The organism is Rhodococcus sp. NPDC003382 (genome assembly GCF_053589135.1).
Genome location: NZ_JBSFRH010000029.1, coordinates 1 through 22,391 on the forward strand (window position 1 = coordinate 1; position 22,391 = coordinate 22,391).

28 protein-coding genes and 4 tRNA genes are annotated in these 22,391 nt (G+C 67.9%); 10 read left to right on the top strand and 22 right to left on the bottom strand.

Annotation, left to right across the window (positions count from 1 at the left end; genetic code table 11):
* The 14 genes from ACWDUD_RS19320 to ACWDUD_RS19385 form a co-directional block, all read right to left on the bottom strand.
* Window positions 1–272, bottom strand: a 272-nt coding sequence (locus ACWDUD_RS19320; RefSeq protein WP_450110331.1) for an ATP-binding cassette domain-containing protein, incomplete at its 3' end; no start/stop codon positions are given.
* 337 nt (window positions 273–609) lie between these two features.
* Entirely contained in the window at window positions 610–996 is a 387-nt protein-coding gene (gene rplL, locus ACWDUD_RS19325; RefSeq protein WP_003937621.1) for a 50S ribosomal protein L7/L12, read from the bottom strand.
* Between the two features lie 108 nt (window positions 997–1,104).
* A complete protein-coding gene (rplJ, locus tag ACWDUD_RS19330) occupies window positions 1,105–1,629 on the bottom strand; it encodes a 50S ribosomal protein L10 (protein ID WP_197250541.1) in 525 nt (174 codons plus the stop codon).
* A 434-nt stretch (window positions 1,630–2,063) separates the two neighbouring features.
* Window positions 2,064–2,780, bottom strand: coding sequence for a 50S ribosomal protein L1 (gene rplA / locus ACWDUD_RS19335; protein WP_450110332.1), 717 nt, complete (start codon window positions 2,778–2,780; stop codon window positions 2,064–2,066).
* 88 nt (window positions 2,781–2,868) lie between these two features.
* Window positions 2,869–3,303 (bottom strand): 50S ribosomal protein L11, encoded by a 435-nt coding sequence (gene rplK, locus ACWDUD_RS19340; protein WP_247273074.1) that lies wholly within the window; start codon window positions 3,301–3,303, stop codon window positions 2,869–2,871.
* 80 nt (window positions 3,304–3,383) lie between these two features.
* A complete protein-coding gene (nusG, locus tag ACWDUD_RS19345; RefSeq protein ID WP_248674849.1) occupies window positions 3,384–4,157 on the bottom strand; it encodes a transcription termination/antitermination protein NusG in 774 nt (257 codons plus the stop codon).
* Window positions 4,158–4,205: 48 nt separating this feature from the next.
* Window positions 4,206–4,640 (bottom strand): preprotein translocase subunit SecE, encoded by a 435-nt coding sequence (gene secE / locus ACWDUD_RS19350; protein ID WP_450110333.1) that lies wholly within the window; start codon window positions 4,638–4,640, stop codon window positions 4,206–4,208.
* Between the two features lie 32 nt (window positions 4,641–4,672).
* Window positions 4,673–4,745 (bottom strand) — tRNA-Trp (locus ACWDUD_RS19355).
* A 173-nt stretch (window positions 4,746–4,918) separates the two neighbouring features.
* Window positions 4,919–5,344 (bottom strand): (3R)-hydroxyacyl-ACP dehydratase subunit HadB, encoded by a 426-nt coding sequence (gene hadB / locus ACWDUD_RS19360; RefSeq protein WP_197250543.1) that lies wholly within the window; start codon window positions 5,342–5,344, stop codon window positions 4,919–4,921.
* Window positions 5,331–5,906, bottom strand: coding sequence for a (3R)-hydroxyacyl-ACP dehydratase subunit HadA (gene hadA / locus ACWDUD_RS19365; RefSeq protein WP_197250544.1), 576 nt, complete (start codon window positions 5,904–5,906; stop codon window positions 5,331–5,333). Before hadA ends, hadB begins: the two co-directional genes overlap by 14 nt.
* Before the next feature lie 85 nt (window positions 5,907–5,991).
* On the bottom strand, window positions 5,992–6,159 hold the full coding sequence (rpmG, locus tag ACWDUD_RS19370; RefSeq protein WP_068156180.1) for a 50S ribosomal protein L33: 168 nt from the start codon (window positions 6,157–6,159) through the stop codon (window positions 5,992–5,994).
* A gap of 59 nt (window positions 6,160–6,218) precedes the next feature.
* Window positions 6,219–6,294, bottom strand: a tRNA-Met gene (locus ACWDUD_RS19375).
* Between the two features lie 46 nt (window positions 6,295–6,340).
* A tRNA-Thr gene (locus ACWDUD_RS19380) sits at window positions 6,341–6,413 on the bottom strand.
* A 376-nt stretch (window positions 6,414–6,789) separates the two neighbouring features.
* Window positions 6,790–6,872 (bottom strand) — tRNA-Tyr (locus ACWDUD_RS19385).
* Between the two features lie 149 nt (window positions 6,873–7,021).
* Here ACWDUD_RS19385 and ACWDUD_RS19390 point away from each other — a divergent pair.
* On the top strand, window positions 7,022–7,513 hold the full coding sequence (locus ACWDUD_RS19390; protein WP_450110334.1) for a YajQ family cyclic di-GMP-binding protein: 492 nt from the start codon (window positions 7,022–7,024) through the stop codon (window positions 7,511–7,513).
* Between the two features lie 61 nt (window positions 7,514–7,574).
* On the opposite strand, the gene htpX is transcribed toward ACWDUD_RS19390, so the two are convergent.
* Window positions 7,575–8,435, bottom strand: coding sequence for a zinc metalloprotease HtpX (gene htpX / locus ACWDUD_RS19395; protein WP_197250546.1), 861 nt, complete (start codon window positions 8,433–8,435; stop codon window positions 7,575–7,577).
* 106 nt (window positions 8,436–8,541) lie between these two features.
* Window positions 8,542–9,588 carry a polyprenyl synthetase family protein gene (locus ACWDUD_RS19400; protein ID WP_450110335.1) on the bottom strand — a complete coding sequence of 349 codons (1,047 nt, stop codon included), beginning with the start codon at window positions 9,586–9,588 and terminating at the stop codon, window positions 8,542–8,544.
* 112 nt (window positions 9,589–9,700) lie between these two features.
* Here ACWDUD_RS19400 and ACWDUD_RS19405 point away from each other — a divergent pair, with 112 nt between their 5' ends.
* Window positions 9,701–10,972, top strand: coding sequence for a geranylgeranyl reductase family protein (locus ACWDUD_RS19405; protein ID WP_450110336.1), 1,272 nt, complete (start codon window positions 9,701–9,703; stop codon window positions 10,970–10,972).
* Between the two features lie 104 nt (window positions 10,973–11,076).
* Here the strand turns inward: ACWDUD_RS19405 and ACWDUD_RS19410 are convergent, their stop codons facing one another.
* Genes ACWDUD_RS19410 through menD form a run of 3 tightly spaced genes read right to left on the bottom strand, consistent with a single transcriptional unit; the run spans window position 11,077 to window position 13,857 of the window.
* Window positions 11,077–11,775 (bottom strand): demethylmenaquinone methyltransferase, encoded by a 699-nt coding sequence (locus ACWDUD_RS19410; protein WP_420752060.1) that lies wholly within the window; start codon window positions 11,773–11,775, stop codon window positions 11,077–11,079.
* 17 nt (window positions 11,776–11,792) lie between these two features.
* Window positions 11,793–12,227, bottom strand: a complete 435-nt coding sequence (locus ACWDUD_RS19415) for a DUF3592 domain-containing protein (protein ID WP_248674852.1) — start codon at window positions 12,225–12,227, stop codon at window positions 11,793–11,795.
* Window positions 12,228–12,237: 10 nt separating this feature from the next.
* Window positions 12,238–13,857: a 2-succinyl-5-enolpyruvyl-6-hydroxy-3-cyclohexene-1-carboxylic-acid synthase gene (gene menD / locus ACWDUD_RS19420; protein ID WP_450110337.1), complete on the bottom strand. Its 1,620-nt coding sequence runs from the start codon at window positions 13,855–13,857 to the stop codon at window positions 12,238–12,240.
* A gap of 103 nt (window positions 13,858–13,960) precedes the next feature.
* Here menD and ACWDUD_RS19425 point away from each other — a divergent pair, with 103 nt between their 5' ends.
* The 3 genes from ACWDUD_RS19425 to ACWDUD_RS19435 are packed head-to-tail and all read left to right on the top strand — an operon-like array spanning window position 13,961 to window position 16,566.
* On the top strand, window positions 13,961–14,551 hold the full coding sequence (locus ACWDUD_RS19425) for a flavin reductase family protein (RefSeq protein WP_450110338.1): 591 nt from the start codon (window positions 13,961–13,963) through the stop codon (window positions 14,549–14,551).
* 25 nt (window positions 14,552–14,576) lie between these two features.
* On the top strand, window positions 14,577–15,665 hold the full coding sequence (locus tag ACWDUD_RS19430) for a VanZ family protein (protein ID WP_450110339.1): 1,089 nt from the start codon (window positions 14,577–14,579) through the stop codon (window positions 15,663–15,665).
* Window positions 15,666–15,708: 43 nt separating this feature from the next.
* Window positions 15,709–16,566, top strand: a complete 858-nt coding sequence (locus ACWDUD_RS19435; RefSeq protein ID WP_450110340.1) for a siderophore-interacting protein — start codon at window positions 15,709–15,711, stop codon at window positions 16,564–16,566.
* 73 nt (window positions 16,567–16,639) lie between these two features.
* On the opposite strand, the gene ACWDUD_RS19440 is transcribed toward ACWDUD_RS19435, so the two are convergent.
* From ACWDUD_RS19440 to ACWDUD_RS19450, 3 genes are all read right to left on the bottom strand, one after another.
* Window positions 16,640–17,080: a DUF6918 family protein gene (locus ACWDUD_RS19440; protein ID WP_450110341.1), complete on the bottom strand. Its 441-nt coding sequence runs from the start codon at window positions 17,078–17,080 to the stop codon at window positions 16,640–16,642.
* A gap of 83 nt (window positions 17,081–17,163) precedes the next feature.
* Window positions 17,164–18,081 (bottom strand): o-succinylbenzoate synthase, encoded by a 918-nt coding sequence (locus ACWDUD_RS19445; RefSeq protein ID WP_450110371.1) that lies wholly within the window; start codon window positions 18,079–18,081, stop codon window positions 17,164–17,166.
* A gap of 77 nt (window positions 18,082–18,158) precedes the next feature.
* Window positions 18,159–18,797 carry a hotdog domain-containing protein gene (locus ACWDUD_RS19450; protein WP_450110342.1) on the bottom strand — a complete coding sequence of 213 codons (639 nt, stop codon included), beginning with the start codon at window positions 18,795–18,797 and terminating at the stop codon, window positions 18,159–18,161.
* A gap of 64 nt (window positions 18,798–18,861) precedes the next feature.
* On the opposite strand from ACWDUD_RS19450, the gene ACWDUD_RS19455 reads away from it, so the two are divergent.
* The 5 genes from ACWDUD_RS19455 (at window position 18,862) to ACWDUD_RS19475 (ending at window position 22,384) form a co-directional block, all read left to right on the top strand.
* Window positions 18,862–19,755: a 1,4-dihydroxy-2-naphthoyl-CoA synthase gene (locus ACWDUD_RS19455; protein ID WP_450110343.1), complete on the top strand. Its 894-nt coding sequence runs from the start codon at window positions 18,862–18,864 to the stop codon at window positions 19,753–19,755.
* A 104-nt stretch (window positions 19,756–19,859) separates the two neighbouring features.
* Window positions 19,860–20,306, top strand: coding sequence for a hypothetical protein (locus ACWDUD_RS19460; protein WP_197250555.1), 447 nt, complete (start codon window positions 19,860–19,862; stop codon window positions 20,304–20,306).
* A gap of 17 nt (window positions 20,307–20,323) precedes the next feature.
* On the top strand, window positions 20,324–20,704 hold the full coding sequence (locus tag ACWDUD_RS19465; protein ID WP_450110344.1) for a VOC family protein: 381 nt from the start codon (window positions 20,324–20,326) through the stop codon (window positions 20,702–20,704).
* Between the two features lie 211 nt (window positions 20,705–20,915).
* Window positions 20,916–22,124, top strand: coding sequence for an anion permease (locus tag ACWDUD_RS19470; protein WP_450110345.1), 1,209 nt, complete (start codon window positions 20,916–20,918; stop codon window positions 22,122–22,124).
* Window positions 22,121–22,384, top strand: a complete 264-nt coding sequence (locus ACWDUD_RS19475) for a hypothetical protein (RefSeq protein ID WP_197250557.1) — start codon at window positions 22,121–22,123, stop codon at window positions 22,382–22,384. Before ACWDUD_RS19470 ends, ACWDUD_RS19475 begins: the two co-directional genes overlap by 4 nt.
* Window positions 22,385–22,391: the final 7 nt, after the last annotated feature.

Consider the following 22,391-nt stretch of genomic DNA (forward strand, 5'->3'; position numbering starts at 1 on the left):
GCGCCGTCCTGGAACAGCACCCCGAACAGCTTGCGGATCTCGTAGAGCTCCTTGCTCGAGCACTGCAGGATGTCCGTGCCGTCGATGACGATCGAGCCCTGCTCCGGCCGGAGCAGACCGATCAGCGACTTCAGGAACACCGACTTACCCGTACCGGACGGGCCCAGCAGCGCACTGACCTCACCCGCGGGCAGCGTCAGCGTGACGTCCTGCCAGATCCTCTGTGAGCCGAACGACTTGGTGAGCCCCTCGACCGCTACCTCAACTCCCACCGTTACCTCCACACCTCTCCGACACGGTCCCCACCTGTGGGTCGCGTCACTCTATCGCATCGGAGTGGTACCTGTGACACCGGATCCTACCCAAGAGTAAGAAAGGTGGTCAACGCCGGCGACATACCCTGACTTATGTTGTGACCTGCGCTGATGCGACGCACGTCACTCGGTTCGTCGCCAACATATCGCCACGGGTTCGATCCCGCAGGCCAACCCGCCGGAGAGCCGGAAAACACGAAAAAGGGCCGTTTCCCGCGGACCTTACGGTCCGGGGAAACGGCCCTGTTCACACTCGAACGCCGGTCACCCGGCGAGCAGCGCAGGAACAGCCGTCTTACTTGACGGTGACCTTGGCGCCGGCCTCCTCGAGCTTCGCCTTGGCAGCGTCGGCAGCGTCCTTGGCGACCTTCTCCAGGATCGGCTTCGGAGCACCCTCGACGAGGTCCTTGGCTTCCTTCAGGCCCAGGCCGGAGACGATCTCGCGGACGACCTTGATGACCTGGATCTTCTTGTCGCCGGCACCCTCGAGGATGACGTCGAACTCGTCCTGCTCGGACTCGGCCTCGGCAGCGGCGGCCGGAGCGCCGGCAGCGGCAACGGCGACCGGAGCAGCAGCGGTGACCTCGAAGGTCTCCTCGAATGCCTTCACGAACTCCGAGAGCTCGAGCAGGGTCAGTTCCTTGAACGCGTCGAGCAGCTCTTCGGTGGTGAGCTTCGCCATGATGGCGGTCCTTCCTGTAAGTCCCTCGTCGCTGATCCGCGACCGTGGGATGGTGCGCGCCGGAGCACGCGTGGATGTGTCAGTGATTCGCGGTGACGCGGATCAGCTTCAGGCGGCCTCTTCGGCCTTCTTCTCCTGCAGGGCGGCCGCCAGGCGAGCCACCTGCGAAGCAGGAGCGTTGAACAGGCCTGCGGCCTTTGCCAGGTTGCCCTTCATCGCGCCTGCGAGCTTGGCCAACAGCACCTCGCGGGACTCGAGGTCCGCGATCTTGTTGACCTCGTCCACGGACAGCACAGCGCCGTCCATGTACCCGCCCTTGACGACGAGTGCCTTGTTGTCCTTCGCGAAGTTCTTCAGAGCCTTCGCGGCGTCGACGGGCTCACCTGCGATGAACGCGATCGCGGTGGGTCCGACGAACAGATCGTCAAGGCCCTCGACGCCTGCCTCAGCGGCAGCACGCTTGACGAGGGTGTTCTTGGCGACGGAGTAGGTGGCACCCTCTCCGAGAGCGCGTCGCAGCTGGGTAAGACTTCCGACCGACAGACCGCGGTACTCCGTGATCACGGCGGCCGTCGAGTTCTTGAACTGCTCGGTGATCTCCGCAACCGCGGATACCTTCTCGGGCTTTGCCATACTTCGCCTCCTCTCAGTAACAGTCGTTTTCCCGTCCGTCCCGTGCGGGACGTCCCACTTACGAAAACCGCACGGCCGGAAACGACGAACGCCCCGGTGCAGGGCACACGGGGCGCAGAAGGAGAAGGCTCACACGATTCGCGCGTCGCCGCGCGAGATGTCCACATCTCCCCTTACCTCGTTCACCTGCGTGGGCCGCCGGACGATTCTCCGGACCTTCAACCGAATCCGCACGCGGACCCGGTGACCAACGGTCTTGGGTAGAACATGATCGGGGTGAAGATCGGCACAATGCCGAACTACGCAGGAAAGAGTACCGGACTCCGTCCCGTGAATGCAAAACGGGCCCCGGACGGCACCCCTGCAATGCGAACGGCCGGCCCGGACGCGAGGTCCGGGCCGGCCGTTCGTGCTTCGAGAGCGTGTCGTCGACCTTACTGGTCGGCGTCCTCGAGGAGGTTACGCGTACGCGCCGGATCCACCGGGATGCCCGGGCCGGTGGTCGTCGCGATCGTGACCTTCTTGAGGTAGCGACCCTTCGCGGAGGACGGCTTGGCACGCAGGACCTCGTCCAGCGCAGCCGCGTAGTTCTCCACCAGCTTGGCGTCGTCGAACGAGGCCTTGCCGATCACGAAGTGCAGGTTCGCGTTCTTGTCGACGCGGAAGTTGATCTTGCCGCCCTTGATGTCGGTGACAGCCTTCGCGACATCCGGGGTGACCGTGCCCGTCTTCGGGTTCGGCATCAGACCGCGCGGGCCGAGGACACGCGCGATGCGGCCGACCTTGGCCATCTGGTCCGGGGTGGCGATCGCGGCGTCGAACTCGAGCCAGCCGCCCTGGATCCGCTCGATCAGGTCCTCGGCACCGACGACATCGGCACCGGCGGCCTCGGCCTCGGCGGCCTTCTCGCCGACCGCGAACACGATGACGCGGGCGGTCTTACCCGTGCCGTGCGGCAGGTTGACCGTGCCGCGGACCATCTGGTCGGCCTTGCGGGGGTCCACACCGAGACGCATCGCGACCTCGACGGTGGCGTCGTAGTTCTTCGACGACGTCTCCTTGGCCAGCTTCGCAGCCGCGAGCGGGCTGTAGAGGGTGGAGGCGTCGATCTTCTCAGCGGCGGCGAGGTACGCCTTGCTGCGCTTTGCCATGTTCTGTCCTAACTTCTCACCGTACGGTGAATGGTTCGGTCGTGGTAACGGGCCTGGCAGGCCCTCCCACGGGTTCCTGCTGTGGGCGTCAGCCCTCGACCGTGATGCCCATCGAGCGCGCGGTGCCGGCGATGATCTTCGCGGCGGCCTCGATGTCGTTGGCGTTCAGGTCTTCCTGCTTGGTCTTGGCGATCTCGCGCACCTGGTCCATGGTGACCTTGGCGACCTTGGTCTTGTGCGGCTCGCCGGAGCCCTTCTGCACACCCGCAGCCTTGAGCAGCAGCTTCGCCGCCGGCGGGGTCTTCAGCTTGAAGTCGAACGTACGGTCCTCGTAGACCGTGATCTCGACCGGCACGACGTTGCCGCGCTGCGACTCGGTCGCGGCGTTGTAGGCCTTGCAGAACTCCATGATGTTGACGCCGTGCTGGCCCAGCGCGGGGCCGACCGGCGGCGCCGGGTTGGCCTGACCGGCCTGGATCTGGAGCTTGATGAGCCCGGCAATCTTCTTCTTCTTCGGGGGCATCTCTATTCCTAGTTTCTTGCTCGGTGTGGTTCTTGCGTACTGCTACTGCAAGTTTGGAGGGGTCGGAATCCCGGAGCCGCTCAGATCTTGGAGACCTGGTTGAACGACAGCTCCACGGGAGTCTCGCGACCGAAGATCGACACCAGGACCTTGAGCTTCTGCTGCTCGGCGTTGACCTCGCTGATGGACGCGGGCAGCGTCGCGAACGGCCCGTCCATCACGGTCACGGATTCGCCGACCTCGAAGTCCACCTCGATAGTGGGCTTGGCGGCGGCCGCGGTGGCCTCGCCGGTCGTCGCCGCACCGGCGGCCGGCTTCTTCTTCGACTGCTGCGGCAGCAGGAACTTGACGACCTCCTTGATCGTCAGCGGCGACGGACGCGAGGTCGCGCCGACGAAGCCGGTGACGCCGGGGGTGTTGCGCACCGCGCCCCACGACTCGTCGTTCAGTTCCATGCGCACCAGGATGTAGCCGGGCAGCACCTTGCGGTTGACCTGCTTGCGCTGGCCGTTCTTGATCTCGGTGACCTCTTCCGTCGGCACCTCGACCTGGAAGATGTACTCCGCGAGGTCCAGGTTCTGCACGCGGGTCTCGAGGTTGGCCTTCACCTTGTTCTCGTAACCGGCGTACGAATGCACGACGTACCAGTCGCCGGGCTCGAGGCGCAGCTGCTTCTCGAGAGCCTCGGCGGGATCCACCTCGGCCTCGGCTTCGGCCGCTTCTTCGACGGTCTCGATGCCCGCCTCTGCCGACTCCTCGGCCGCTTCCGCGGTCGCGGTGTCGTCGACAAAGACCTCGTCCGAAACGCTCTCCTCGGCCGAAGGCTCGTATGAGTCGTTCTCGGGGGTGCTCACCGGGGCACTTTCCTCTCGTCGATCACAATTCGCCGGCACGCGTACGCGCTAGCCGAACAACCAGCTGACGCCCTTCACGAACGCCAGATCAATTCCAAAGATGAATGCGGTCATGACCGTCACGAAGACCACGACGACCGTCGTGTAGGTGACGAGCTGCTTGCGATTGGGCCAGATGACCTTACGCAGCTCGGCAATGACCTCGCGGAAGAAGCGCCGCAGACGCTTGAAGATGTTCTCGGGCTTCTTCGCGCCGGATTTTCCGGACTTTCCGGCGGGGGCCTTCGTGGCGACCGCGGTAGCCGAACGTCCCGACTCGGCGGCAGCGCGCGGGGAATCGGGGGAACGTCGACCGGAACGCTTGCCGCTCGGCCGGGAGGACGGAGAGGAAACGCCGGGGGTTGCGTCGGTTGCAGTCCGGCCGTCGCGGGGATCGGTGATCCCGGCGGTGTTGCCGTCGCGCGTACCGCGCTCCTCGCTCACATCGTTCCTCTCGGTCGCTGGCCGTCCGGGTGCAGGGGCGACAGGACTTGAACCTGCAACCTGCGGTTTTGGAGACCGCTGCTCTGCCAGTTGAGCTACGCCCCTTTGGTCGACCTCACCGGAGAACCGGCGTCTTCGGTCGACCCATCCGTGACCACATGACACGCGCGCCACCCAATCGGTCTGTACAAGCACCGAAGAGCAGCGCGCTGCGCTATGCGATCCCAGAAGCCTTAGTGTACTTCATAGCCCCGGAACAAACCCAATCCGCCCGGCACTCAGGCCAGACGAACCGTTGCGGTGGCCCGTCCGAAGATCTTACGCCCCTCGGACTTGGCCACGATCGCGACCACTGCTGTCTTGCTGGCTTCGTCCACCGACCTGATCTTGCCGGTGAACTCCACCTCGGCGGCCTTGTCGGCCTCCACGTAGACCGGGCTGGTGAAACGGACGTTGTATTCCGTTACCGCACCCGGATCTCCGAGCCACTCTGTCACGAAGCCGGCCGCGATGCCCATGGAGAGCATGCCGTGACCGACGACGCCGCGCAACCCGGCGAGTTCTGCAACCTTGTCGCTCCAGTGGATCGGGTTGGGATCACCCGACACACCCGCATAGTTGACGAGGTTGCCGCGAGTCAGCGTGACGACCCGCGGGGGCAGCTCGTCTCCGACCGAAACGTCCTCGAACCTACGAAGCGACATGCATCATCACATCCTTGACCGCGTGGGCGATGTTGGCGTCCACCTCGCCGCCGGTGCGACCGACCAGCGTCGTCCATGTGGTCAGCACGAGGTTGTCGTGCTGGTCCGTGATGATGTTCTTGGTGGTGATGATGTCACTGCCGGCAGCCTGACGGAAATCGTCGAGGTGCACATCGCAGAACAGTCGATCACCGACCTGGATCGGGCGATGGAACACGATCCGTTGATCGGTCTGCATGATCTGGCTCAAGTCGTAGCCGACGACGATCTCTTCGAACAACTTGCGCTGGGCGATCATGCCGATGATCGAGACGAAGGTCAGCGGGGCGATGAGACCGTCGTAACCGAGGCCCTTCGCCGCTTCCTCGTCGTAGTGTGCCGGATTGGGATCCAGCACGGCGCGTGCATACTCGCGCACCTTCTCCCGGCCGACCTCGTAGAAGTCCTCGACCCGGTAGTGGTGACCGACCATGGACGCAGCGTGAGCCGCGACATCGAACGGGATCCCGGCCTGTTCGGTCACGTCCACGATGTTCTCTTCACTCACCAGTGTGTCCGTCATACGAAAAACCCCCCGCAAATCCACCCTGACGTCTGTGACGTGGGCAGTTCTGCGGAGAGCTCACGCGTCGACGTCGACCTGTTGACTACTTCGACTCGCGGTGCGCCTGGTGGCTGCCGCAGTTCGGGCAGAACTTCTTCAGTTCCAGCCGGTCGGGGTCGTTGCGACGGTTCTTCTTGGTGATGTAGTTGCGGTGCTTGCACACCTCGCAGGCCAGAGTGATCTTCGGCCGAACGTCAGTTGAGGAGGCCACGGGATGCCTTCTTTCGCGTAAATCCGATCTTCGTCAGATCAGGGTGGTTCATTCTACTTTGGTAGCGGTGACCGGACTTGAACCGGCGACGCAACGATTATGAGTCGTTTGCTCTACCAACTGAGCTACACCGCCTCGGTGTCGAGTGTCGCGCGAAATAGGGCGGCACCACAATCCAGCGAGCCCCCTGACGGAATCGAACCGTCGACCTTTTCCTTACCATGGAAACGCTCTGCCGACTGAGCTAAGGGGGCGTGGCCGCCGTTCGCATCTCTGCTCCCTGCGGCCTCCAAAAGATTACACACACTCGCCCCCAGTACAAAATCAGCAGGTCAGAGCGCATAAATCGGGCATTCGACCACCCCTGTCCGACGTGCCCGTACGGAAGCTTCGTGCGTCCGTCCGTCAGCCCGGGGTGCCGGCTGCACCGCACTCACCCACCACCGGTGCTCACCACCGGTCCACCGCCACCCGATCGTCGTCCCGACGCACCCGGCGCGGGCCGGAGAGGTGGCAGGCGGGGATGGAGGAGTCGGGGCGACGCACCGGCTCGGAAAGACGGAGTTCGGATACGGAAACGACCCGGAAATGCAGAACGGCCCCGATCCGTGAAGATCGGGGCCGTTCCTGTGGCAGGTGTAGGATTCGAACCTACGTAGGCGTAAGCCGACGGATTTACAGTCCGCTCCCATTGGCCGCTCGGGCAACCTGCCTGGTGTGCGATCCGGGACCGTGTCCCTGACGCGTTGGAAGAATACAACGCACACCCCCCTGGAATGCAAACCGGGTGGATACGGGGGGTTACGACCCGATAGCGTCGGCATGGAACCTGTACAGAACTCGATCCGAAGTGGAGTGCCTCGTGGCTGATTCGTCGTTCGATGTGGTGAGCAAGGTCGACCGGCAGGAGGTGGACAACGCGCTGAACCAGGCCGCGAAGGAACTCGCGACCCGCTTCGACTTCCGCAACACCGACGCCTCGATCGAATGGTCCGGTGACGAGTCCATCACCCTCACCGCGAACACCGAGGACCGTTTGCTCGCCGCCCTCGACGTCTTCAAGGAGAAACTGATCCGCCGCGACCTGTCGCTCAAGTCGTTCGACGCGGGCGAGCCGACCCAGTCCGGCAAGGTCTACAAGCTGACCGGCACCCTCGTGCAGGGCATCAGCCAGGAGAACGCGAAGAAGATCTCCAAGCTGATCCGCGACGAGGGGCCGAAGGGCATCAAGGCGCAGATCCAGGGCGACGAACTGCGCGTCTCCGGCAAGAAGCGCGACGACCTGCAGGCCGTGATCGCGCTGCTCAAGAACGCCGACCTGGACGTGGCCCTGCAGTTCGTCAACTACCGCTAGGCCCTGTACCGGGCACACAGACCGCCCGGGCGCCGTTCGCGGCCTGCGCTGACCCCGACCGTCAGCGCAGGCCGGCCAGGCGCTCGAGACGCTCGATCCGGTCCGCCATCGGCGGATGCGTCGAGAACAACCGGCCGACCTTGTCGCCCGCCCGGAACGGGTTGGCGATCATCATGTGCGACTGCGCCGCGATGCGCGGTTCCGGCGGCAGCGGAGCCGCCTGCGTGCCGCGCTCGAGCTTGCGCAGGGCCGACGCCAACGCCAGCGGATCGCCGGTCAGCTCGGCGCCCGACTGATCGGCCTGATACTCCCGCGACCGGGACACCGCCAGCTTGACCACCGTCGCCGCGATCGGACCCAGCAGCGACACCAGCAGCAACGCAAACGGATTCGCGCCGTCCCGGTTCCCGCCGAAGGCGCCCGCGAACATCGCGAAGTTCGCCAGACCGGAGATCACCGCGGCCATCGCCCCCGCCACCGACGAGATCAGGATGTCCCGGTTGTAGACGTGGGAGAGCTCGTGCCCGAGCACCGCCCGCAACTCCCGCTCGTTGAGGATGTCCAGGATCCCGCTCGTGCAGCACACGGCCGCATGCCGCGGATTGCGGCCGGTCGCAAAGGCATTGGGCGCGTTGGTGGGGCTGACGTACAGGCGCGGCATCGGCTGGTGCGCCGTCGTCGCGAGTTCCCGCACGATCCGGTAGATCACCGGGGCCTGCACCTCGGTGATCGGCTGCGCGTGCATCGCCTTGAGCGCCAGCTTGTCGCTGTTGAAGTAGGCGTACGCGTTCATGCCCACGGCGAAGACGATGGACAGGATCAGGATCGTCGGGTTCCGGAACAGGGAGCCGATGAACACGATCAGCGCCGACATGCCGATCAACAGCACGGCCGTCTTCATACCGTTCGCATACCCGTGCACCTGGCACCCCTTCCCGATCCCACAGAGCCCTGTGCCGTTCAACGACCCTGTGTCGTTCAACGAACCGGGGCACGCACCGGGTTCCCGGGGAGTGGACCCCGCCGAATTATCCGACCCGGGCGATCGTGTAGTCCACCAAACGGGACAAAGCGTCGTTCGCCGGACCCTGCGGGAGCGCCGCCAGTTCGGCGTGCGCGCGATCCGCGTACTCCTTCAGCGTGCGCTTGGCCGCCGCCATGCCCGGTGAACGCACGAGCAGCTCGAGAGCCTCGGCGACGAGATCCTCGTCGCTCACGGGTCCGACGAGAATCTCACGCAGACGATCGGCATCCGGCCCGGACTCCCGCAGCGCATACAACACCGGCAGGGTGTGCACGCCCTCACGCAGGTCGGTTCCCGGAATCTTCCCGGACTCGGTGGACACCGATGCGATGTCGATGATGTCGTCGGCGATCTGGAAGGCCGTGCCGACCGCGTCCCCCAGCCGCTCGAGCCTGGCGATGTGCTCGGCGTCGGCACCGGAGAAGGTTCCCCCGAAGCGACCGCACGCCGCGATGAGCGAACCCGTCTTCTCCCACACCACCCGCAGGTAGTGCTCGATCGGGTCCTGTTCCTGCCGCGCCCCGATCGTCTCACGCATCTGACCCGTCACCAGCTCGGCGAACGTCTCGGCGATGATCTGCACGGCGGACGGCCCCAGCGTCGACACCAGCCGCGAGGCGTGCGCGAACAGGTAGTCGCCCGCGAGAATCGCGATGCTGTTGCCCCAGCGGGCATTCGCGCTCGGCGCGCCCCGGCGCATCGCCGCCTCGTCCATCACGTCGTCGTGGTACAGCGTCGCCAGGTGCACGAGCTCCACGACCGTCGCCGCCGTCACCAGCGACGGATCCGTCGGATTCGGCCCGAGCTGACCGGTCAGCACCGTGAACAGCGGGCGGAAACGCTTACCTCCCGCCTTCGCCAGATGCAGTGCTGCCTCGGTCAGGAAGTCTTCGCCGTCGGACAGTTCCTGCACGAGCAGTTCCTCGACCCGGACGAGTCCGTCCCGCACGGTGGCCGCCAGGTCCGGATCGCCGAGATCGACCCCGGCCACCACGGTTCCCGACACCGAGCCGGACGAACCGGCGGTCTGCGCCGCCCCCTCAGTGCTCACGATGAAGTACCCATCCTGTTCTGTCGCCTCGGCTCCACCGTAGTGAACCTAGCCGTTCCCCCGGTCGGCCACCTCGTCGAGGCACCGAACCTACACCTGACAAGATGGGCACGTGGTGGAACAACCCTCCGCGCGCGCGTCGCGCCAGGCCGACAATGCCCTGCCCGAAACCACCGATGTCCTCGTCATCGGTGCTGGTCCCGCCGGTTCGTCCGCCGCGGCCTGGGCCGCCCGGAAGGGACACGACGTATTGCTCGTCGACGCGGCGACCTTCCCGCGCGACAAGACGTGCGGCGACGGCCTGACCCCGCGTGCCGTCGCTGAACTCGACCGCCTCGGGCTCGGCGACTGGCTGCGCACCCACACCGTCAACCGCGGCCTGCGCCTCGAAGGTTTCGGGCAGCGCCTCGAACTGCCGTGGCCCGACGGCTCGTTCCCCACCCAGGGCAGCGCGGTCCCGCGCACCGAACTCGACGACCGCCTCCGCCGCGCCGCCGTCGACGCCGGGGCACACATGGTCGACGGCGCGAAGGCCGTCTCGGTCGACCGCGACGGCGACCGCATCACCGCCGTGACGATGCGCACGTCCGCCGGACTCCGGACCGTCGCATGCCGGCGCCTCGTCGTCGCGGACGGCGTCCGCTCCCCGCTGGGCAAGATCCTCGGCCGGACCTGGCACCGCGACACCGCCTACGGCGTCGCGGCCCGCGCCTACGCCGCCTCCCCGCGTAGCGACGACCCGTGGATCACCTCGCACCTCGAACTGCGCGATCCCTCCGGCGCGCTGCAGCCCGGATACGGCTGGGTCTTCCCGCTCGGAACCGGCGAGGTGAACATCGGCGTCGGAACCCTCGCGACGTCCGCCCGTCCGGCGTCGGGGTCGCTGCGCCCGCTCATCGACCTGTACGCCTCGCAGCGCCGCCCCGAATGGGGACTCGGCGAGGTGACCCGGGTGGCGTCCGCGCTGCTGCCGATGGGTGGTGCCGTCAGTGGGATCGCCGGACGCAACTGGGCCCTCATCGGCGACGCCGCCGCGTGCGTGAACCCGCTCAACGGCGAAGGCATCGACTACGGACTCGAAGGCGGCCGTCTCGTCGCCCGGGTCCTCGACTCCGACGACCTCACCCACCTGTGGCCGGCGCTCCTGCGGGAACGCTACGGACGCGCATTCTCGGCGGCCCGGCGGCTCGCGGGCCTGCTCACCATCCCGCAGTTCCTGCCCGCGACCGGGCCGATCGCGATGCGCTCGCGGGCACTCATGACGGTCGCGGTACGGGTCATGGGCAACCTCGTCACCGACGCCGACGCCGACCTCGTCGCCCGCGCGTGGCGGACGGGTGGGCGCACCTCGATGCACTGGGACCGGCGGCCCCTGTTCGCATGAAGCGCTCTACCCGAGCGCCGTGCAGCGCTCTATCGGACTGCGCTGTGCAGCGCTCTATCGGACTGCGCTGTGCAGCGCTCTATCGGACTGCGCTGTGCAGCGCTCTATCGGACTGCGCTGTGCAGCGCGACGATCCCACCGGTGAGATTGCGCCACCGCACCGACTTCCACCCGGCCGCCTCGATCCGCAGCGCCAGTTCCCGCTGGTCCGGCCAGGCGCGGATGGACTCGGCCAGGTAGACGTACGCATCCGGGTTGCTGCTCACCGCCCGGGCCACGCGCGGCAACGCCCGCATCAGGTACTCCATGTACACCGTGCGCAGCGGCTCACGGACCGGCGTGGAGAACTCGGACACCACGAGCCGTCCACCCGGCTTGGTGACCCGCGCGATCTCGCGGAGCCCGGCATCAAAGTCGGAGACGTTCCGCAGCCCGAACGAGATGGTGGCGGCATCGAAGACGGCGTCGGCGAACGGCAGTTTCATGGCGTCACCGGCGACCATCGGCACCTGACGGAAACTGCCGGCCTTCAGCATGCCGATCGAGAAATCGGTGGCGACGACCCATGCTCCGGAGCGTCCCAGTTCGACGGTCGACACGCCGGTGCCGGCGGCGAGATCGAGGACCCGCTCCCCCGGCTTCAGATCCAGCGCCGCGCGCGTCGCCCGGCGCCATCCGCGGTCCTGCCCGAACGACAGCACCGTGTTGGTGAGGTCGTATCGCTCGGCGACACCGTCGAACATGGACGCGACCTCGCGCGGATCCTTGTCGAGGGATGCACGTGATCCGTGAGTAGTTGCCACGGCCGAAACGTTACCCGCTATGCCCGACGGCGCAGGTACAGCAGTACCGGCGTCGCGATCAGCCAGGTGACGACGATCACGGACCCGGCGGGCACGATCGCGACGCGCGCGTCCCTGCCGGTGACACGGACCAGGTCCGGTTCGCTGCGGGCGTATTCGACGGCGATGCGCTGCCCGACCGTGAGGCCGGTCGGATAGAGCACCCCGAGTTCCGGGTTGTGGGTGACGCCGTCCGGGGTGACGAAGCTGATCGCCGAGCGCAGGGAACCGGCCGAGAGCACCTCGGCGGTCGCCGTTCCGGTGTCGGCGCCGATGATCCGGTCGTTGCGCCACGCGCCGAGCACGAGGATCACGGCGAGCACCGAGACGGCGATCGCGACGGCGAGCACCGCACGGCGGGCCCGCACGTCGGCGGTCGGGCCGGGCACGGCGGCGGCTGGGGTGGCGGTCACGCCCGCGACCTCACAGCTGCGCCCGCACGGCCGCGTGGAGTTCACGCAGGCCGGCGCGGTCGGTCGCGACCTCGAGCACGCGGATGCCACCGGCGGGAACCGTTGGGTCGGCGAGCGCGGCGGTCAGTCCGGGCAGATCGACGCGGGTGTGCGGGACGCGGTAGGCGGCGCACAGCGCGGCCAGGTCCATGCCGTGCGGGGTGCCGAAGACGCGTTCGAACACCCCCGCGTACTGGGGGTCACCCTGTTCGAGCAGCTCGAAGATGCCGCCACCGTCGTCGTTCGCGACCACGATCGTCAGATCGCGGGGACGCGGTTCGGCGGTGCCGATCAGCAGACCGGACGCGTCGTGCAGGAATGTCAGGTCGCCGAGCAGCGCGACCGTGCGGCCGTCCTCGTAGGCGAGGGCGGCACCGACCGCGGTGGAGACGGTGCCGTCGATTCCGGCGACCCCGCGGTTCGACAGCACGGTCACGCCCTGCTTGGGGTAGCTCACGAGCGCGGCGTCGCGTACCGGATTCGACGCGCCGAGCAGGAGCTGGTCGCCGGAGCGCAGAGCGTCGGTGACGGCCGCGGCGACGTGCAGGCCGGTCGCTTTCGGATGCCGGTCGAGCTGGGTGCGCACCGCCTTGTCGGTGTGCGCGGTCAGCCGGCGGCAGCGGTCGAGCCACGCCGGATCGGGGGTGCCGGTGACGACCGCACGGGTGCCGGTAGCCAGCACGTTGCCGGACACGTCGGGCCAGCGCGGCCCGGTGGTGAGTGCGTACACCTGCACGGACGGGTCCGCGAGCAGCTTCGACACGGGCCGGTGCAGCGTCGGCCGGCCGGTGACGACTGCTTGGCGGGGCTGAAGCTGCGGCAGGGCCATCGGGTGGACGGGGATGCCGTGCATCGGCGCGGTGGGTTCGGCGACGGTGGGCAACCCCGCCAGTTCCGGCCGGTACGCCGAGCCGTGCCCGGAGATCACGACGGTGTCGCCGGTGACGTCGAGTTCGAGCGGCACGTCGAGGGTGGCGTGCGTCGTGGTGGTCCAGGCGCTGCCGTCGGCGCGACCTTCCGGCGCCGGCCCCTGCGCGTGCACGTCGGGGACGAGCGGTTCACGCAGCGGAATGTCGAAGTGCACGGGACCCGCGTTGCCGGAGCGGGTGCCGCGCGCGGCGGCGAGGACGCGGCTGACGGCGGACCGCCACTGACTGTTCTGTTCGAGACCCTCGGCCAGGCCCAGGCTGATCGTCGCCCTGACCTGGCTGCCGAACAGTCCGAGCTGCTCCACGGTCTGGTTGGCGCCGGAACCGAGCAGCTCGTACGGCCGGTTCGCGCTGAGCACGACGAGCGGCACGCGGGCGTAGTTCGCTTCGAGGACGGCCGGCCCGAGGTTCGCGACCGCGGTACCGGAGGTCATGACGACCGGCACGGGCCGGCCGGACGCGAGCGAGAGGCCGATGGCGAGGAACCCGGCGGTGCGCTCGTCGATGCGCATATGCAGCCGCAGCCGGCCGGCCGTGTCTGCCGCCTGCAACGCGAACGCGAGCGGCGCGTTGCGCGAGCCCGGGCACAGGACCACGTCGCGAACACCGCCTCGGGCGAGTTCGTCGACGACTGCGGTGGCCTGGGCGGTGGACGGATTCACGGCGTCCAGCGTAGTTCGGCGTTCGCTGCGGACAGCCGTCCCCCGGCCGATCGGGAGGGGTGTCACAGTACGAATGTGCGCGGAGCCCGGCGAGAATGGGCGCATGCGCACAGTCTTCGAGCCCGCCGAGCTCAGCCCCGGTCGCTTCTACCGGCTTCTCACGGCGACGATCGTCCCGCGTCCGATCGCGTGGGTGTCGACGGTCTCGGCCGACGGTGTGGCCAACGTCGCGCCCTACAGTTTCTTCACGGTCGCGAGCGTCGCGCCGCCGGTGGTGCAGTTCACGTCGGTGGGCCGCAAGGACAGTGTCCGCAACATAGAGGAGACCGGCGAGTTCGTGATCAACATCGCGACCGTGCCGTTGATGGAGCAGGTCAACGAGACCTCGGCCGGGTTCGCGCACGACGTCGACGAGTTCGCGCAGGTGGGTCTGCGGGCCGAATGCAGCGAGCGGGTGCATCCGCCGCGGGTCGCCGAGTCCCCGGCTTCGATCGAGTGCACGCTGCACCGGATCATCGAGGTCGGTGACTGTTTCGTGGTGATGGGTGACGTGGTGGCGGTCACGGTGCGGCCCGACGTTCTCGCCGAGGACGGGGCGCCGAATTTCTCCGCGCTCGCCCCGGCCAGCCGTCTCGGGCGCACCGAATGGGGATTGACACCACAGATCCGCACGCTCGAGCGTCCCGAGTTCTGAGCGTCCCGGCTGGCACACTCCGGTCGTGGACAGTCGCGTCGTACTCGGTTTCATCGCAATCTTCGCCGGCCTGATCGCCGGTGCGGCGCTGTTCGTGCCGTTCGTCGCGGTGAGCTATCGCCGCCGGGGCAGGGTCTCGGTCGGGCGGCTGGCGGTGTGGGTGGCGGCCCTCGTCTATTTCTGGGCGCTCTGGGCCTACACCCTGCTGCCGTTGCCCGATCCGCAGACGCTGATGTGTGCCGGGACCAACACGGACCTCTTCGCGTCGGTCGACGATCTGAGGGGCGCGTGGTCGAATGCCGGGGGCCGTCCCACCGCCCTTCTCGGTGACGCGGCATTTCTTCAGCTTGCTCTGAACGTCCTGTTGTTCGTTCCTCTCGGTTTCCTCGTCCGGATACTCGGGGGCCGCGGACTCGTGGTGGCGGCCGCGCTCGGGTTCGCGACGTCGCTGTTCGTCGAGCTCACCCAGCTGACCGGGATGTGGGGTGCGTACGACTGCGCGTACCGGGTGTTCGACGTCGACGATCTGCTCACGAACACCGTCGGGGCGGTGCTCGGCTCGCTGCTGGCGCTCGCGGTTCCACGCGGCCTGCTGGACCGGTCCGGCGACGCCGACCCGGGGGAACCGCGCCCGGTCACCGTGCCGCGCCGGTTGCTGGCGATGGCGTGCGACTGGCTCGGCTACATGCTGACGACGTTCACCGTGGCGGTCGCGGTGCGGGCCTACCTGATCTACCTGGCCGACGATCGCGCGACCGCGGTCGACGGGCCGGTGTCGACGATCGTCGGCGGTGGCGTCGCGCTCGCGGTGTGGTTGCTCGTCACCCTCGTCAGCGGCGCGTCCCCCGGCGATCACGTGGTGCGGCTGCGGTACACGGGCGGGTCGATGCCCGTGGCGTTCTCGCGGCTGCTGCGGTTCCTCGGCGGCATCGGCGGGTACGGCCTGCTCGACCTGCTCCCCGAGCGGTGGAGCGGCCTGGTCACCGCGTTCGCGTGCGTCGCGGTCCTGGCGGCGGTGTTCACCCGCAACGGCCGTGGTCTGCCGGGTGTGCTGACCGGGCAGGAACTCGTGGACAGTCGCGCACCCGAACGGACACCGGTCGACATAGGTTAGGCTCGGCTGACCTCCGATCAGTTTCGGGGGGCAGGAGGTGGACATGGCCGATCGAGCCCGGACCGCGGCGCGCAGGACCTCGAAGTTCCTCAAACCGGCCACGCGCGAACTCGTGCGCGCCCGGGTGCTGGCGTCCGAGCGGATCAGCCCCTCCTTCGTCCGCGTCACCGTCGGCGGGGAACGCCTCTCGAGCATCGCCCCGATGGGGTTCGACCAGTGGTTCCGCATGCTGTTCCCGGACGCCGGGCAGAACGAACTGCACCTGCCGGTCGCGGACGACGACCAGTGGTGGCCGGGGCTCCAGGCCATGCCCGCCGACATCCGCCCGGTGCTGCGCAACTACACGATCCGCCGCTACCGCCCGGCCGGCGCGGGACGGTTCGGGGACACCGCGGAGATCGACATCGACTTCGCCTCGCACGGCGATCTGGGCCCGGCGTCCGTGTGGGCCGACACCGTCCGGCCCGGCGACGAGCTGGCGCTGCTCGACGAGGGCATCATCTATCAGCCGGCTCCCGAGGCGCGGTGGCAACTTCTCGTCGGCGACGAGAGCGCCCTGCCCGCGCTGGCGGGGATCCTCGATTCGGCGGAGTTCGACATGCCGGTCGAGGTGTTCGTGGAGGTCGCCGATCCGGACGACGTCACGGCGCAGAATCTGCAGACCGGGCCCCACGTGCGAGTGCACACGGTCGTGCGGCCGGATCCGGATGTGCGTCCGGGGGCCGCGGTGGTCGATGCGGTGCGGACGGCGGTTCTGCCGGACGGGCCCGGCTATGCGTTCGTGGCCGGCGAATCGGAACTGGCCACGGGTGTGCGGCGGCACCTGGTGCGCGACCGCGGACTACCGAAGTCGGCGGTGACCTTCACCGGTTACTGGAACCACGGTGCGGCCGCCTACTAGTCGGCGATGAAATGGGTGATGCCTTCCCGGGCCCGTCCCCGCCCCGAGACCGGAAAGGCATCTACTGCTCAGCTCAGCCGGCGTGCTTCTGGATGAGCGCACCCAGGCGCGGCAGCGCCTCGGCGACGTGCTTCTGTGCCGACCCGCGCAGCGAGTCGTACACCTTCTTGACGGCGGCCTTCGACGAGCCGGCGATGCGCTCGTCGGTCACACCCAGGAGCGCGTTCGAGACCTCGTCCTCGCGGGCGACGAGGAAGTCGGCGAACGATCCGTTGCCGCCGAACTCGTTCCAGAACGGCTGGATCTTCTCGACGAACTCGGGCAGCAGCCCCTCGATCGCGCCAGGCACGATCGACGGTCCCACCTTCTTCACCGCGGCGTATCCACCCTTGAGGGCGAGACCCGAGGCGCCCTTCTTGTCCGAGACCTCAGCATCGATCAGAGCCTCGACATCGGAGATGACTGCCGGGAACTTGTCGGCGCCGAGCAGAGCATCACCCAGAGCTGCAACCACTTTCACTGCCTCCATACATGGGACTTGTGACGATTGGGACGCCCGAACGATATACGACCCGGCGACGGCGACATACTCCCGAGTTACCCGAGAAGCGTGTGGCAGCGTCGGAGCCGGTCCGTCCACCACCGAACCCGCTCACTGGAGGCCGCCACCTCGGCCAGCAGCGCGGGGTCGGGGGCGATCGCCCCGACCGGGATCACCCCGTCGGACATCGTCCGCACCGGCGCCACATCGGCCGTGAAGAAGCCACCGGTGCCCAGGCCACAGGCGTACGGCAGGTCCGGCAGCGCTGCCGCGGCGGCCAGCCCCGAGCCCATGCCGACCGCGGAATCGAGTGCGCTCGACACCACGACGGGCACACCGTGCTCGGCCAGTTCGGCGGCGAGGGCCAGCAGCCGCCGGGCCCCGCCGAGTGGTGCGACCTTCACCACAGCGACGTCGGCACCACCCGCGCGCACCACCCGCAACGGATCCTCTGCCCGCCTGATGCTCTCGTCCGCCGCGACCGGCACGTCCGGCAGCCGGCGTCGCAGCTCGACGAGTTCGGGCACGGTGGCGCACGGCTGCTCCGCGTACTCGAGAGGCGCGTCCGCGGTGAGGGCGGTCAGCGCGATCACGGCCTCGTCGACCGTCCAGCCACCGTTCGCGTCGACGCGCACGTTGTCGATCAGCTCGCGGACCGCCCGCACCCGCGCAATGTCCTGCGCGAGGTCCTGCCCTTTCTCGGCGACCTTCACCTTCGCGGTCCGCGCCCCGGGGAACCGGGCCAGGATCTCGGGCACGCGGTCCGGGTCGACCGCGGGAACGGTCGCGTTGACCGGCACCGCCGACCGGCGCGGTGCGGGATCGCCGAGCCAGGCGGACTCGATCGCCGAACGCAACCAGTGCGCGGCCTCGTCGTCACCGTATTCGGGGAACGGGCCGAATTCGCCCCAGCCGGCCGGGCCCTCGATCAGCACGACCTCGCGGGTGGTGATTCCCCGGAACCGCACCCGCATCGGCAGCGACACGACGACCGCGCCGGCGAGGACCTCGTCGACCGGGGGCAGGTCGAGTGGGGGCAGCACCGGATCGGTCACGGCTGGCCGGGCAGCAACTGGATCATGAGGGCTTCGCAGTCGCACAGCAGCGTGCCGTCGGGCGTGCGCAGCTCCGCGGAGCAGAAGATCTTGCGGCCCTCCACCCGGTCCACCCGGCCCTCGACGACCAGCTCGGATCCGATCGGGGTGATCTTGCGGTAGTTGACGTGCAGATATCCGGTGCGGGAGATCGGATGCCCGGAAGAGTGCACGACCATGCCGAACAGATCGTCGAACAGGAGCGGGATGACGCCGCCGTGCACGGCGTTGTTCCCCCCGCGGTGGAACAGGCGGAACGTGCCGCGCTCGCGGACGCCCTCGGCGTCGAACTTCTCGATGAGCCACGGCGGCTGCAGCAGGCTTCCGCGGCCGGGCAGCTCCGGATTGAACCCGGCCGGCGACTTGCCTTCCGGAACCTGATGCGGCTCGAGGAGATCACCGAGGGCCTCGGCCTGCGCGATCGCCTGCTCGACCACGTCGTCCGGAGGGTTGGTCGAGACCGCTAGATCCTGCAGGCGCCGCAGTGCTTCGACGAGCCGCCCGTAGTTCGGACCGGCCTTGACGGGCGTGTACACGGGGAACCCGCCGTGGTGTTCGTGTTCCGTGTCCACCGACCGGTCCGTTTGTTCGCTCATATCGAGCACGTTATCGGCCGCCGACGATCGGGTCGTGGCGAACCCCACCCTCTAAGGTGACGACGTGACCTTCAATCCTGAGTTGTGGCGCCCGGTCCCGGGCTTCGAGAACCTCACCGACATCACGTACCACCGGCACATCACGCAGGGCACCGTCCGCGTCGCGTTCGACCGGCCCGAGGTGCGCAATGCGTTCCGCCCGCACACCGTCGACGAGCTGTACCGGACGCTCGACCACGCGCGCATGACGTCGGATGTGGGTGCGGTGCTGCTCACGGGCAACGGTCCGAGCCCGAAGGACGGCGGCTGGGCATTCTGCTCGGGCGGCGACCAGCGCATCCGTGGCCGCAGCGGTTACCAGTACGCGAGCGGCGAGACCGCCGACACCGTGGACAAGGCGCGGGCCGGTCGGCTGCACATCCTCGAGGTGCAGCGGCTGATCCGGTTCATGCCCAAGGTCGTGATCGCGCTCGTCAACGGCTGGGCCGCCGGCGGCGGGCACAGCCTGCACGTCACGTGCGACCTGACCCTCGCCTCCCGCGAGCACGCCCGGTTCAAGCAGACCGACGCCGACGTGGGCAGCTTCGACGGCGGGTACGGCAGCGCCTACCTCGCGAAGATGGTCGGGCAGAAATTCGCCCGCGAGATCTTCTTCCTCGGCGACACCTACACCGCCGAGGAGATGCATCGGATGGGTGCGGTGAACCGGGTCGTCGACCACGACGAACTCGAGAACGTCGCGCTCGAGTGGGCGGCCAAGATCAACGGCAAGTCCCCGCAGGCGCAGCGCATGCTCAAGTACGCGTTCAACCTGCAGGACGACGGACTCGTCGGGCAGCAGTTGTTCGCGGGTGAGGCCACCCGCCTGGCGTACATGACGGACGAGGCCGTCGAAGGTCGCGACAGCTTCCTCGAGAAGCGCGACCCGGATTGGTCGCCGTTCCCCTGGTACTTCTGACCTCCTCTCCGGTTGCTCGCCTCCGGACGAGCAACCGGAGAAAGCCGGGCGTTTCGTTCGGCGAATCGGTCGCGAATCCCGGCCGGTCCGGCACACTGTGGTCCATGACCGACCGCGAGCGCCCGGCACCCGAACACACCCGGCCGGACGGAGTCGACGACGCGACGATCGAGGCAGTGGGCAAGCTGTCCGAGGCGCTCGAAACCATCGAACAGGCCCGCGGTCATCTCTATGCCTTCCATCAGCTCATGGGCCGCGGTGACCTGCAGGCCGGCGACGCCGCCGATCTCCTCGAGGCCGCCGGGCACACCGAACTCGCCGAGAAGGTGCGCACCGAACTCGTCGGCCGCAACGTCATCGAGGGACGGTGGAGTTTCCAGCTCGTCGAGGAGTTCGACGACGGCTACTGGTCGGAGTTCCGGGCTCTGGACTCGGACGTGCGCAGCAAACTGGTCGACGGTCGCCGGCACCTGTTCGAGGCCGAGATGAAAGAGGAACGACGGACCCACGGCCGGCGAGGTCACGAATCGTGCCCCGGCACGCACGAGTAGAGGAAGGAACCCGGAACGTGGAGGTGCTGAGCAGCCGGACGATCCTGCGTCCGCGCGACTACGACGCCGCGCTCGAGTTCTACGGGAAAACGCTCGGTCTCGCGATCGCCCGTGAGTACCCGGGCGGCACGGTGTTCTTCGCCGGGCAGGGGCTGATCGAGATTGCGGGGCACGGCGCGTCCGACGAACCGACCCACTTCGCCGGCGCCCTCTGGCTGCAGGTGCGGGACGTGTACGACGCCGAGGCGGAACTCGTTCTCGCCGGCGTCGAGATCGTGCGGGAGGCCAGGCAGGAACCGTGGGGGTTGCACGAACTGTGGATCGCGGACCCCGACGGCATCCCCGTCGTGCTCGTGCAGATTCCCCCGGACCACCCGATCCGGCGCGACACCCGGTAGCGCGAGCGGTGCCGGGAAACCGGGCCGAGGACCGGTCCGGGGCACCCGGGAAAGTATCGATGAGAACAAGATCACATCGCTCCGCGAGTGACTCCTCCCACACGCTGCGAGCGGCACCCTCCCGCGACCTCGTGTAACAGGTTCGAAACGCTTTCAGTTCATCAGAGCTTCGCTGTACTTTTACCTCCCCGCTACAGCAGAATCTTCAGATGTGACCGCTGAGCTTGTTGTCCTCCTGGTAGTGGTCGTCACTGCCCTCGCATTCGACTTCACCAACGGATTCCACGACACCGGCAACGCAATGGCCACATCCATCGCCACGGGTGCGCTGAAGCCGAAGGTGGCGGTCGCGCTCTCGGCGACTCTCAATCTGGTGGGTGCCTTCCTGTCCGTCGAGGTCGCCGCGACCGTCGCGAAGGGCGTCGTCGATCTGGGCAGCACCGGCGGCGAAGAACTCCTCATCATCGTCTTCGCGGGTCTCGTCGGCGGCATCCTCTGGAACCTCGCCACCTGGCTGTTCGGCCTGCCCTCCAGCTCGTCGCACGCGTTGTTCGGCGGCCTGATCGGCTCGGCACTCGCGGCCATCGGCATCAACGGCGTCGTGTGGGACGGCGTGCTGGGCAAGGTGATCATCCCGGCACTGCTCGCGCCGGTGGTCGCCGCACTCGTCGCGACGGTCGGCACCTGGGCCGTGCACCGGCTCACCCACGACATCCCCGAGAATCACCGCTCGCACGGCTTCCGCATCGGCCAGGTGGGGACCGCGTCGCTCGTGTCACTGGCTCACGGCACCAACGATGCCCAGAAGACGATGGGCGTCATCTTCCTCGCGCTGGTCGCCCACGGCACCATCACCGCCGACGCCGAGATGCCGTTCTGGGTCAAGCTCGCCTGCGCGGTCGCGATCGCGCTGGGCACCTACCTCGGCGGCTGGCGGATCATCCGCACCCTCGGCAAGGGCCTGGTCGAGATCTCCCCGCCGCAGGGCATGGCCGCGGAGTCCTCGTCGGCCGCCATCATCCTCACGTCCAGCCATTTCGGTCTGCCGCTGTCGACCACGCACGTCGCGACCGGCTCGATCCTCGGCACCGGCCTCGGCACCAAATCGGCCGACGTCCGCTGGGGTGTCGCCGGGCGCATGGCCGTGGCCTGGTTGATCACGCTGCCGTCGGCCGCGCTGGTCGGCGCGATCTGCTGGGGCATCGCACACCTGATCGGCGGTCTCCCCGGCGTCCTGGTGGTGTTCGCGATCCTCTGCGCTCTGGCGCTGTTCATGTATCTGCGGTCGCGTAAGCAGCCGATCGACGCCTCCAACGTCACCGCCGAGTGGGAGGGCGGAAACAAAGGCAACGCCTCCGGCGCACACACCGTGTCGACGGATCCCGACGCGCGTCCGGCCGGGTCGAAGGGGCGCCTGTGAATCTCCTGGTCCACACCCTGAGTTCCCTGTGGCAGGTCGTGCTGGTCGGACTGATCTTCGGTGCCGGTCTTCCGGCACTGTTCGCCCTCGGAATGCGGTCGCTGGCGTCGGGCGGTACCGATGAGAACGCCGGTCCCACCCTCATCGGCAAGGCCGGTGCAATTGTCTGCTTCGCTGTGGTTGTGATTGCCATCATTGCGGGAATACTGCTGTTGACTGCCGACTTCCTGTCCAGCAGTTTCGGCATCAACCTGTTCTGATCGCACA

Coding starts and splice junctions, on each gene's coding strand:
- hadB (WP_197250543.1), bottom strand. CDS start 5,344: ATGTCGCTTCGTAGGTTCGAGGACGTTTCGGTCGGAGACGAGCTGCCC.
- ACWDUD_RS19460 (WP_197250555.1), top strand. CDS start 19,860: ATGACCGACCGCGAGCGCCCGGCACCCGAACACACCCGGCCGGACGGA.
- ACWDUD_RS19425 (WP_450110338.1), top strand. CDS start 13,961: ATGCGCACAGTCTTCGAGCCCGCCGAGCTCAGCCCCGGTCGCTTCTAC.
- ACWDUD_RS19445 (WP_450110371.1), bottom strand. CDS start 18,081: ATGCGGGTGCGGTTCCGGGGAATCACCACCCGCGAGGTCGTGCTGATC.
- rplJ (WP_197250541.1), bottom strand. CDS start 1,629: ATGGCAAAGCCCGAGAAGGTATCCGCGGTTGCGGAGATCACCGAGCAG.
- hadA (WP_197250544.1), bottom strand. CDS start 5,906: ATGACGGACACACTGGTGAGTGAAGAGAACATCGTGGACGTGACCGAA.
- ACWDUD_RS19435 (WP_450110340.1), top strand. CDS start 15,709: ATGGCCGATCGAGCCCGGACCGCGGCGCGCAGGACCTCGAAGTTCCTC.
- ACWDUD_RS19450 (WP_450110342.1), bottom strand. CDS start 18,797: ATGAGCGAACAAACGGACCGGTCGGTGGACACGGAACACGAACACCAC.
- rplK (WP_247273074.1), bottom strand. CDS start 3,303: ATGCCCCCGAAGAAGAAGAAGATTGCCGGGCTCATCAAGCTCCAGATC.
- rplA (WP_450110332.1), bottom strand. CDS start 2,780: ATGGCAAAGCGCAGCAAGGCGTACCTCGCCGCCGCTGAGAAGATCGAC.
- rplL (WP_003937621.1), bottom strand. CDS start 996: ATGGCGAAGCTCACCACCGAAGAGCTGCTCGACGCGTTCAAGGAACTG.